Source organism: Pollutibacter soli, assembly GCA_029269725.1.
Taxonomy (GTDB): Bacteria; Bacteroidota; Bacteroidia; order Chitinophagales; family Chitinophagaceae; genus Pollutibacter; species Pollutibacter soli.
The window spans coordinates 512,433-524,149 of the sequence record JARJHS010000001.1 but is presented as its reverse complement, the minus strand read 5'-3'; the positions used below and the strand labels follow the sequence as shown (position 1 = coordinate 524,149).

6 protein-coding genes are annotated in these 11,717 nt (G+C 43.0%); 1 reads left to right on the top strand and 5 read right to left on the bottom strand.

All coding sequences use genetic code 11. The annotated features are described in order from the left end of the window. Positions 1-6 precede the first annotated feature (6 nt). From P2W82_RS02230 to P2W82_RS02220, 3 genes are all read right to left on the bottom strand, one after another. Positions 7-1,221, bottom strand: coding sequence for a sialidase family protein (locus P2W82_RS02230; protein WP_336514203.1), 1,215 nt, complete (start codon positions 1,219-1,221; stop codon positions 7-9). Between the two features lie 110 nt (positions 1,222-1,331). Further along, entirely contained in the window at positions 1,332-2,807 is a 1,476-nt protein-coding gene (locus tag P2W82_RS02225) for a RagB/SusD family nutrient uptake outer membrane protein (RefSeq protein ID WP_336514202.1), read from the bottom strand. 38 nt (positions 2,808-2,845) lie between these two features. Beyond that, positions 2,846-6,205 carry a SusC/RagA family TonB-linked outer membrane protein gene (locus P2W82_RS02220; RefSeq protein ID WP_336514201.1) on the bottom strand — a complete coding sequence of 1,120 codons (3,360 nt, stop codon included), beginning with the start codon at positions 6,203-6,205 and terminating at the stop codon, positions 2,846-2,848. A 274-nt stretch (positions 6,206-6,479) separates the two neighbouring features. On the opposite strand from P2W82_RS02220, the gene P2W82_RS02215 reads away from it, so the two are divergent. Further along, a complete protein-coding gene (locus P2W82_RS02215) occupies positions 6,480-8,009 on the top strand; it encodes a sulfatase family protein (RefSeq protein ID WP_336514200.1) in 1,530 nt (509 codons plus the stop codon). Positions 8,010-8,411: 402 nt separating this feature from the next. Here P2W82_RS02215 and P2W82_RS02210 read toward each other — a convergent pair whose 3' ends face one another. Together P2W82_RS02210 and P2W82_RS02205 are read right to left on the bottom strand one after the other, a co-directional pair. Next, entirely contained in the window at positions 8,412-9,104 is a 693-nt protein-coding gene (locus tag P2W82_RS02210; RefSeq protein ID WP_336514199.1) for a FadR/GntR family transcriptional regulator, read from the bottom strand. Positions 9,105-9,246: 142 nt separating this feature from the next. Continuing rightward, positions 9,247-11,676 carry a zinc-dependent metalloprotease gene (locus P2W82_RS02205; RefSeq protein ID WP_336514198.1) on the bottom strand — a complete coding sequence of 810 codons (2,430 nt, stop codon included), beginning with the start codon at positions 11,674-11,676 and terminating at the stop codon, positions 9,247-9,249. Positions 11,677-11,717 lie beyond the last annotated feature (41 nt).

The window sequence follows — 11,717 nt, the reverse complement described above, 5'->3', positions numbered from 1 at the left end:
TTTTGTTTACTTAGCAGCGGTGCTATTTCTTTTTGAGATAAAATCTTTTCCTTCCGTCATCCATTCCAGGTTAAACCTTCGAACGACGACGCGGTACACCCAATCATTATCATTTCCATTACGGATTTCGTACAGGGCGTAGATTGTTCCATTTGAATCGACCTGCAGATCAGAATAACCCGATCCTTTTTCATGCAGGACTTTTGAAACAGGCCAGGTATTTCCTTCATCATAGCTCATGCGAACTGTAATGTTTTCCCTCGGCCGATATACTTTTTGAGATTTTCTTGTACTCACTGAATTGTTGCGACTGTCCGGGTTTGCAAAAAGTATCCTGGTCTTATCGTCATTACTTCCGGAAAATCTGACCATGCTGGATTGACAAACAGGTTCGAAAAGATGGTTGTCAAAATATGGCCTAGTCCAGTTGGTAGCGCCATCCGGACTAATGGCAACAACTCTCCGATTAGCCAGCGCTTCATTGCGCATATTGATCATTACTCTTCCATCAGCCAGTTCAATGAGAACTGATTCGCTCGGATTAAATATGCTGTCCGCAGAATTATTTGAAGCGATATCACCGTTATTAGCGATGATGCTTCCGCGCTTCCAGGTGTTCCCGTTGTCATCGCTATATACTGTTACTACACAGCTTGGACGATGATCACCACCCGGGATGTTTTTGTTGGGAATACATAACCATGCCGGCACTACCAGGCGACCTTTTCTTAATTGAATGGCATGTCCCGGGCCGGGCGCAACTACTTTCCAGTTATACTCACTTTTAAATGCATCGAATGCATAAGTAATATCTTTTGCCTTGCTCCATGTTTTTCCTTCGTCAATCGATTTTAAATAGAAGACATTTGAATAGTTATTCTGATAAATCAAATGAACAGTGCCGTTTCTGTCAGCGATCGGAGTGATATTACTGGTTGGTTTGCCCTTGGTGAACGGCATGAGAACTTTCGAATTCTCCCATGATTGTCCCCCATTTGTACTTCGCCTGTATACGAGGTCCATTTCATCATGATCCTTTCCTTTTCCGTACCTGCCTTCTGCAAAAGCGAGTATTGTACCTTTCTTTGTAACCAGGAGGGCAGGGCAATGATATATCGAGTATCCATCGCGGTTAGGCTCAAATAAAAGTAATGTATCTGTAAAGGCCGCCTGTTGAGCATTGGAACCAAGGGTCCAGAAAATCAACAATGAGCACATCATTGCACAACACTTGATATTTGATATTCTCAACATCCGTATTTATACTTGTTACATTCAGGTGTGGTTATCCTGCACGTCAGGCACCGACGTTAAACGTTAAACGTTCAACGTTAGTAGCCTGCAGTCTGCTCAATAAGTTTGTTATTTGCCAGCACGGTCGTGTTCAACGGCCAGAATAACGGTGTCGTCTTTCCGGCAAGGTTGGGTACATAATTGTATACATTGATTGTACCTCCGTAGTGGAAACGTACCAGATCGAACCAGCGCTTGTTTTCGAAAAACAGTTCGCGGGCGCGCTCATCAAGAATCTCTCTTTCCACAGCCGCTTTATCGAGTGAGCCTGTGTACTCTCCTATGCCGGCACGTACCCGCACCTTATCGAGATACGTTTTTGCATCAGTTGTATTTCCCAATGCCGCATAAGCCTCCGCCTTCATCAGGTAAAGATCTGCAAGGCGATAAATGATCAGGTCGTTGTCAGGAACGCGATCTTCAGGATATTTTGTACCCGGATATTTTGTGATCCATGAAATTTTTGTTGTAGTTGCCGTACGTTCAGTAACCCAGGTATATGGAATTCTTTTGTCGGTCGGATTTACATTAAAGATGGACCTTGACAATGGACTGATCTGGTAGGCCCCCTGGCCATTCGCGGAGCTTGCAGTTGTTGGTAAGCTATCAATATTAACAGCACCTGCAACGATATTAATGAATGGAAGTGCATTCACTACATAGTTATTGCTGGTTTCATCACGGTTATAAAATGCTGCGAGAATAACTTCCGGATTTGAAGAGGCACGTAATCCAACAACATTCTTGAAATCTGCATTTAAAGCGACGCCTGTTGTTTCAACTTCTGTAATTGCAGCAATTGCATCATTGAAATCAGCAGCTCCGCCACCCAATACTTTAGCACTCCATAGTTTCGCATCGGCCTTTAAAGCCTGCATTGAACCATAGGCAAAGCGATATTTTGAAGGATAACTATTGGGTGTAAAATTGGGTAGTGATCTGACCAGGAGTATCGCAGAATCAACGTCGCTGATGATTTGTTTCATCACATCTGTAGCAGGTGATCTTGGCAACAATGGTACGTTGTCATTTACAACAGCTGTTAACATCAGCGGCGCGTCACCGATCACGCGTGTGAGGTGAAAGTAAAAATAAGCGCGCAATGCATATGCCTCTGCCATGATCCTTGTTTTGGAATTAGGATCAGTAGTAAATGTAAAGTCCTTTATTTTCTCCAGCAACAGGTTACAGTTACCGATCCCACGAAACCAGGGGTCATTATAATTTATGGCTCCTGATGTTGGTGACAGCTCCTGCGACCAGGCAACAGTGAAACGTGCGTTGGAGGCACTGATCAGCTCCTCGCCTCTTTCCATTCCATAAGTAACGTTGTTGGTTATTGCACGCATGAAAGTGTAGATACCTGTAACGTAAGGTTCAAAATCACCTTCATTCTTAAAGTAATTTTCTTCGGTTATGGCCGACTGTGGTGTAACCGTCAGCATCTTTTCACAGCTGGTCAGGAATACTGCTGATGATAAAATGATCGCTATATCTCTGATAAATTTTTTCATAACATTGTTTTAGGCTCTGTTCTGCAATCGTTTTACAATTAGAATCTGATGGTTGCTCCGAGCGTGTACTGTCTTGGCCTTGGATAACCTACTGCATCAAAACCTGTATAAGTTTCAGGATTGATTCCTGTGTATTTTGTCAGGTAACCGATATTGAAAATGCTTGCGAAAACATTCATGCCGGTTGATTTGATTTTCTTCATGATTCTTGCAGGGATATCGTATGCCAGTGTGATTTCACGGAATGCGAGGAAGTCACCTTTTTCAGTCATTGCAGATACATCAGAACCATATGAGTTGTTGTTGCCGAGTGTACCCAACCTGATGTAATTGCGTTGTCCGAAATCGAAATCAGCAAAAGAGAACCTTGCATATTGTTTATCCTGGTCGCCTTCTTTCTGCCAGATATCCGGACCAACAGCCTGCTCAGGAGCACCTTCGTTAAATGCGCGACCCTGGCCCAGTGAACGTGCCAGCGCACCATTACTGATCATGTGACCAAGTGCATAATCCATATTAAAGCGAAGCGAAATTCCTTTGTAGGTGAAAGTATTCTGCCATCCACCGGTGATATTCGGAGTTCTGTAACCGATGAAAACCTGATCCTTTGTATCGATCACACCATCACCATTCACGTCGTTGAAAATAAAGTCACCGGCATGTTTACCATTGGTAATACCCTGTGGAGATGCCAGGAGATCTTTTGTTTTTGCATTCCATGCCTGAGCGTCAGCTTCAGTTGCAAAAACTCCGAGTACCTGGTAAACATAGAATGCATACGGTCTTTCTCCTTCTGCGATTCCTCCAACTTCAACATTGGCCTTTGCTTTCGGGTCGTAAACGATATCACCACCCTGCCTGTTTTTCAGACGGCCGTTGTCAGGAAGCTCAAGTACTTTCTGATTGTTTTTTGCAAAAACGAAGTTGGTTCTCCAGGTAAAATTTTTCGCTTGTATTACGGTTGCGCCGAGTTCGATTTCGATACCTTTATTCTGCAACACACCATTGTTGTATGTTATAGAAGGGAAAGGAGATTCAGATGGTAATGGTTTTGAGGCTAAACGATCTTTGGTAAGTTTGTTGTACCAGCCGAGAGTCAGAGTGATCCGGTTTTTGAAAAATCCTGCATCAAGAGCGAGATCTGTTGTTTCTGTTGTCTCCCAGATCAAACCAGGGTTTGAAAGGTTGGTACGAAGGATGCCTGCTCCACGCGCATAGTCAACTGCACCATATCCGCCATATGTATCTGTGATGCTCAGGTCACTCAAACCTGCTGTACCCCAGCTACCACGAATTTTCAGCATACTGATCGGCTTCACATTAAACCATTCTTCACGATGGATGTTCCAACCAGCGGAAACCGATGGGAACATTGCCCATTTATTTTCCGGAGCGAAATTCGAGAAACCATCTCTTCTCAACGAAGCACTCGCGAGATACTTACCATCGTAATCGTAGTTCGCCTGGCCAAAGAAGCTCGCAGACCGGGTTTCGCCAAGTGTCGTTCCAAAGTTGGTAACATTGGAAACTGTCTGTCCATTCAAAACTGTAGTGGCTGGTTCACTGATCGTGTACACGTAATCGTTGGTAGCACGTTGTGAACCGATTGTTGTTGTGGACCGCCTGTTAATGGTATAGTTAAATCCAGCAAGGGCAGAGAAGTTGTTTTTCTCGCCGATATGAAAATCGTAGCTCAGGATCTGATCGATCATGAACTGCCGGGTATTATCTGCATTGCTGTTTTTCTGTCGCTGTGTTGAAGGTTGAATTTCGTTTGCCGGTGTAGCATCTCTTTTAAACATGTACGTGTAATCGTTCATCAGATAAGAGAATGAAGGACGGAAATGCAGACCTTTAATAATAGTGATATCTCCTCCCAGCCTTGTTATGAATCTTTCAGTTTTCACACGCAGATCATCATAATAGAGTGTGTGAAAACGATTTCTGGCCGAATACAATTCTCCGAGATGAGGACGGCCATCATCGCGGGTCAGGCGGATCAATGGAGTAAGACGCGTACCGCGCGTAAGATCGTTCTGGAATGCTTCAACATAATTGGGTTGTACATTCTGGTAATTCACCATCGCATCAATTCTTGCATTCTTAGCCACTTTAAAACCGAAATTTCCAAGGATGTCAAATCTTTTATACCGGGTACCTGCGAAAACACCTTTCTGATCGGTATAAGAAGAAGAAATGTTGTAATTGGCCATTTCGCTTCCGCCATCGATAGCCAGTGTGTTATTCTGTGAGAGACCGGTTTCCCATAATTTTTCCTGGTAATGATTATCTGCAAAAATCAATCTTGAACCGGGATTGATCGGATCATCCATAGTTCTCCAGCCACTTGCTAAAAGTTTATCAACATACGCCTGGCCTTCTACTGCCACGAGGTTATCATATAACGCCGTCGTGTATACGAAGTTGCCGTACTGACCTGGTGTTGTAAAGCTTCTGGTACCAGCTGAAAAACCAGCATTGTAAAGCAGGTTATTTTTATCCAGCGGGTCTTTTGTATTGAATACGGTTGTTCTTGCCAATGTCAGGTAACGCTCCGCATCGAGATAATCGTAATCACGCAACTGTGTTTCCCAGGTTGTCCTGTTATTGAAGGTGATGTTCATTTTCTGGTTGAACTTGCCACCTTTTGTTTTGATCACGATCACACCATTCGCACCGCGTGCTCCATAGATTGCCGTTGAAGCAGCATCTTTCATTACCTGGAATGATTCTATATTATCAGGGTTAATATCATCCATGGATCTGAATACACCATCGATTACTACCAACGGACCGGTATTGTCAGCACCACCCACCGGATTACCGCCGCTGTTTCCAAGACCGCTACCATAAACATTGAGTTTTGTACCACCGCGGATGATGATATTTGTTGCTCCCGCACCTGGCTGACCGGAAGTAATGGGAACTGATACACCAGCGAGCTTACCCTGCATCGCCTGCACGGGATTCGGACTTGGCCTGTTCTTCAATTCGTCGACTCCGAGTTTTGCCACTGAAGCCGATGTCTTAGAACGGGTTTGTGTTGTATATCCGATTACCACAACATCTGTTAGTGTCTGGTTTTCGGAACGCAACACGATGGTAGAGATTCCCTGGCTGACAGCCACTTCATGCGGTATAAAACCAACACTCGTAAATACGAGTACAGACTCATTGCCCGGGGCAGTAATTATGAAACTACCGTCGTTGGTAGTGGTGGTACCTGTGTTGGTACCTTTTACTTTCACGCTCACATTGCCGACGCCGTTACCAAGACTGTCAGTAACACGTCCACTCACCTTAACGGATTGTGCATTAGCGATTGAGTGAAAATAAAATAAGGCTGCGATCAGGGGTAATATCCGCAGCTTTAAAAAAAAAGACCATTTCTTTTTCATAAGCAAGAAAGCATTTTGAATCGTTGGTTAATTTTTCGATCGTCTTTTTTGTAGTTATGTACTACATAACAAAGATGGAAAAATATTTTCTTTTTCCAAATTAATTTGAAAAAGACCTTTCTAATCCGGTGCCAAATCACAGTTTAGGCGTTGATAAATAATTAGTTGTATTGGATTAAATTTTCAGAATAATAATGAATCAAAAAATCAAATTAGATATTTATGTAGGACATAAAATGAATTATAAATACTTTTGGGCGCTTATCAGATGAATATGAGATTCCTATCTGTACATCGCCATATACTGCCTGTTATTTTTCTGTTTCTGCTTACTGTTTCTGTTTCTGCTCAATCATCCAGGCCGAATATTATATTAATTGTTTCGGAGGACAACGGTCCTGAACTTTCCTGTTATGGCGAAAAAGTATTGCAAACTCCCTTCCTCGATAAACTGGCGCAGGAAGGTGTACGATTCACCAATGCATACACTACCTATTCGCTCTGCAGCCCTTCACGCAGTTCGATATTCACCGGTTTGTATCCGCATCAGAATGGTCAGACAGGTTTGGCGACACATAAGTATCATATGTATCCCGGTATAAAAACCCTGCCTGTGTTTTTACAGAATGCAGGTTACCGCACCGGGATCATTGGGAAAATTCATGTTAATCCGGAATCTGAAATTCCATTTGATTTCCATGCGATCGACAATGCAAATTTTGCCAGGAAGAATATGATGGAATATATACGCCAGTCGCAAAAATTCATGAATGCTTCAGATTCTCCATTCTTTCTGATGGTGAATTTTCCTGATGCACATTATCCTTTGGTTCGGCAGGCTGAAGGAATGCCAGCAAAACCTATCGATGGGAAGGATCTGAAAACAACATTATCATTTGTCGGAACAAAAAGCGATCGGCTGCTGAACTATACAGCGGATTATTACAACAGCATGGAGCGAATGGACGAATTGTGTGGACGATTGTTTAAAGCAATTGATTCTGCAGGGAAAAGCTCCAACACTCTGATCATTTATCTCGGTGATCATGGGGCACAGTTCTCCAGGGGGAAGGAGTCAAATTATGAAGGTGGGATGAAGATCCCCCTGATTATGGGAGGTCCATTGGTAAAGAATAGAAACAGCGTAAATAATGACCTCGTTTCTGTTGTTGATCTTCTTCCGACGATTATGGATTTTGCTTCAAAACCGGTAACAGAAAAAATTGCTGGTCACTCACTGCGACCTATACTCGAAGATGTACCGGATCCATTGGTGAGGAAATACCTTGCAACTGAATGTGACGGTGGTACTTCAATATTCTTCTACCCTACCCGCGGGATTCGAAATCACCGTTACAAACTCATTCACAATCTTCGTCCGGGTGTAGAAAACCCGAAATACTTTTTATATGCACGTCATTTCAACGAACATTTTTATGGAGGTACGGAAGAACCTGAATTGCGTTCAGCACCCGATTCCGTTCGTCGCGCTTATTATCGCTGGCATTTCCCTCCTGAATATGAATTGTATGATCTTGATAACGACCCGGCTGAATGGAATGATCTGGCCGAAAAACCGGAAATGCAACAGGTGCTTCGTGAATTAAAAAAAGCACTTCAGCAATGGCAGAAAGAAACCCGTGATCCGCTCGCTGATCCTAAATTGCTGAAAGCATATATTGATGAAATGGAAGCGGTGAAAGTGAAGTACCCCAATCATGGATATCAGAAAAATAAGGAGTTTGAGTGGAAATTTACTGAGAGGTTTGAAGAGTATGTGAGGAAAGGCAGGAGAAAGGAGTAAGGAGGCAGGAGAATTAGAAACTAGCAGATAGTAAAGCCTTAGACTCAATTCTTTTATTTGATTTGGCAATAGGTAAATTGAACGTAAAAAAAAATGAATTTCTTAGCCAATTTTTAATCCAAAAATTTGTAGAGACAGACATGCCTTGTCTCTACAAATTTCAATGCAGGTATCGATTGATTTTTCACCTTTTTATTTGTTCAATAGCAACTGAACGATTCTGAAATTTGTATTTGTTCCTTCGTAAAATTGTTTTGACACCATGCATGGCGTGTATACAATTTTAAAAAACCTGACATCTGATGTCTAAGGAATTTGCATAAACTATTTAAATTCGAGTTGATTCTATTTCTGAAGCTTTTCCCTGCTGACTAATTCTCCCGCCTCCCTACTGATGCCTCTCTACTTCAATTTCTTAAAATGATGCTCCAGATGCAAAAACATTCCCTGGCGGAAATCTTCTTTACCGCCTTTGCGAAGTATATTGACAAGATCAAGGTGAGAAACCTTTCCTATGATAGGAACTTTTTCTAACGATACCAGGTAACCGAAAATCGGCAGTAACATATTCTGAAAACGCTGCAGGGTGTCATTTCCCGTCATTGTGTATAACTTTCCGTGAAATGCGATTTCATTCTTAATCCTGAAACTATGCTGGCCTGCAGTAATTTTCTGATTTTTTGCTATTTCTTCCAGTTCGTCAACATCTTCTTTTTTCATCCGGAGATACAGCAAATCGGCAAGCCCCATTTCCAGGGTGAGTCTTAGTTCAAAAATATCGCGGAGTGTGTTTTCATTGATGAACATGGGATCAAGGACGCGCTCGAAGGAACCCATAATGTCGGGACTGGCCAGAACCATCCCGCGTTTACGTTTTGTTTCAATCATTCCCAGCATACGAAGCCTGCTTAATGCTTCACGTACAACGTTCCTGCTCACACCGAGCGACTCGGCGAGTTCAATTTCTTTTGGCAATGCATCACCCGGCTTAAATGCTTTCTTTTTCAGAAAATCACGCAGACGGATCTCTACAATATCCGCCATTGTTTTGTGTGCGATGCGTTCAAGATCGTTGCTTAATCCGTTCGTCTGCATAATGACTGAGTAGTCCGATGTTTTGTTTAAATGTACTACAAAATAGAAAAAACTAAGGTATCGTTAAAACCTCTGCATTACAAAAATACGGAGCATTATACATTCCGATCGCTGAAAACGCTCATGGAGAGCGAGTTTCAGGCTATCTCACGATGCCATAAATTTCTTCGTCGCAGCCGATGGGTGCACCCGGAGGAACCGGAAGAAAAATTGTCGGCTTTGCTTTTTCCGGAGCTTTGATTCTTTCCAGAGCAAGTATTAAATGCCCTGCGTATACAGGATCAGTGGTGGCAGCTTTTCTGGAATTGATCCAGGATTTCAGATTATTCAAAGTTTGCTGTGCGATTGCGGAAGAAGGAAATGCAAGTTTATCATCAACAGTTGCATTCAAAAGATAAGTCAGTAATATCTGTTCCGTCTGAAGCTGAATCAATTTTTCCAGACCGGTTTTCCTTGGGGCCTTCCAAGTATTCTCAATAAGACGATTGAGTACTTCCGTCAGAGAAGGGCCGCCTTCAGTCTCTTGCTGAACAATCCTATTGATTCTTGCCGGATGAAAAATAAATGACAACGGAAAATCTGCGCCTGACTCTGCAGGACTTAACTGATCCAGCATCAGGCCTGTTCGCTTCCTGAAGAGTTCTCTCCCGAAATCGTAGCCCGCCGGCCTTGGCGGTATCAACGCTGCTGCAGGAGCAGGAAGTTTTAATACCGAAGGATCGATACATTTTATCAAAGCGTCAAGTGCCTTCATTTGTTCGGCCTTACTCACCATTTTCGTGTATGGTTGTACGTCACCTTTCAATTTATAAGCGTACATTCTTCCGCCCAATACTTTCACGGCTGATTCTACCTGGTATCTGTGGAAAAAATAAATAGGTACAAGTACATCTTCCAGCATTGACAAAGGAAAACCGTCACGGATATTTTTCTCTCCGAAATTTGCCAACGCTTTTTCCCTGATTTGCAACACACGGAGCAATTCGGAGGAAGCATCTGTTCCATTATCCCAGAGATGCGCCTGTGGATGCAGGCCACCGGGGTCCCGGGAATCACGGTCAGAAATAAACTGTAACCCTTTCTGTGAACCGTCATTAAGAATTTTATTCAATGCCTGCGATTCGTTTGTACCAACCGGGAAATCCTGGTAACCCCAGGTGATGGCCATCTTATCCCACTCACCTATTTTATGATCGTACGCATCAGACAAATCAATTTCACCAGCTGCATTTAGTTTTACCAACGGATGCGGATAATCCATAACGCTCGCACGATTGGAAACACTTGAAGCATAATTGTGCATGATACCCAGCGTATGCCCGATCTCATGTGCCGACAGTTGTTCTAATCTTTCCAAAGCCATTTTCAGCATTTTATCATCAGCCGGAACACCTGTTTCAAAGGGTGCCAATAATCCCTGCGCAATCAGGTAATCCTGTCGGACACGCAACGACCCCAGTGAAACCTGTCCTTTGATAATTTCTCCCGTTCTGGGATCTGTAACAGACATGCCATAACTCCATCCTCTTGTTGATCTGTGCACCCAGTTGATCACGTTGTAACGGATATCCATAGGGTCTGCAGTGTCTGGTAAAATTTTTACCTGGAAAGCATCCTTGTAGCCAGCTGCTTCGAAGGCCTGGTTCCACCAGTTTCCTCCTTTCAATAATGCTGTTCTTATCGGTTCAGGCGTTCCGTTATCGAGATAATAAATGATCGGTTTTACAGCTTCACTTACTGCTGCTGAAGGATCTTTCTTTTCCAATCGATGCCTGCAGGCGAGATATTTTACAATCGGCTCAGGTACCGGTGTACTATAGTCGAAATAGGTGACAGGATAAAATCCGCTTCGCGGATCAAACAACCTTGGCTTATACCCACTGTCAGGTAATTGCACAAAAGAATGATGCATTCTGAGCGTGATAGCTTCCGAAGATGGCGCAACTTCATTCACATAATTGCCTGTGATACCATCTGCATTTACCCAGGTCAGGTCTGCTTCCAGTTCCGCATTCAACGGGAAATTTTTCAACCCGTCTATGTAAATAACCGACCTGCTTTTGTCAAGCGTGTAATTTCCCTGCTGTCCGCGTCTCAGCCGATTAGTCACCTGCATCGCATCACGCATCAGGAAATCAGTTGCATCGACAAGATACCTGCCCGAAGTTTCTGCTTCTACTGTAAACCCCCAGAGCGTTGATTTTGCGAATGAATTTTCAACTGCATTTTTCTCTTTCAGATCGCCACTTACGGCACGAAATCCATAATTGGGCTCAACGAGTAGAATTTTTCTTCCCGTTTTCGTAAACTTCACTACCCTGCCACCACCTAAAAGCCCGCGATCGAGTCCAATATCATTAGAGCCCAATCCACCAGGCAAAGACATCACATATAAAAATTCCTGGTCAAGTCTGCTGATTTCCATCCAGATTTTTCCCGAAATTTCGTCCCAGTAATAGGGAATATACCCCTGAAACTTTTTCATTTTTGCAACCTTCTCATCGATTGAACCAGGAGGCTGTGCAATTGTGAATAGCGGGAAAAGCAAAAAAATCAGCAGAAATTTTTTCATGCAGTCAGTTTAAATGTTCTGTGTTCTGGTTTTGAAAATTG

What these genes read in the sequence shown, in the direction of transcription:
- P2W82_RS02230 (WP_336514203.1), bottom strand. Translation starts at nt 1,221, where the DNA reads ATGATGTGCTCATTGTTGATTTTCTGGACCCTTGGTTCCAATGCTCAA.
- P2W82_RS02220 (WP_336514201.1), bottom strand. Translation starts at nt 6,205, where the DNA reads ATGAAAAAGAAATGGTCTTTTTTTTTAAAGCTGCGGATATTACCCCTG.
- P2W82_RS02205 (WP_336514198.1), bottom strand. Translation starts at nt 11,676, where the DNA reads ATGAAAAAATTTCTGCTGATTTTTTTGCTTTTCCCGCTATTCACAATT.
- P2W82_RS02225 (WP_336514202.1), bottom strand. Translation starts at nt 2,807, where the DNA reads ATGAAAAAATTTATCAGAGATATAGCGATCATTTTATCATCAGCAGTA.
- P2W82_RS02210 (WP_336514199.1), bottom strand. Translation starts at nt 9,104, where the DNA reads ATGCAGACGAACGGATTAAGCAACGATCTTGAACGCATCGCACACAAA.
- P2W82_RS02215 (WP_336514200.1), top strand. Translation starts at nt 6,480, where the DNA reads ATGAGATTCCTATCTGTACATCGCCATATACTGCCTGTTATTTTTCTG.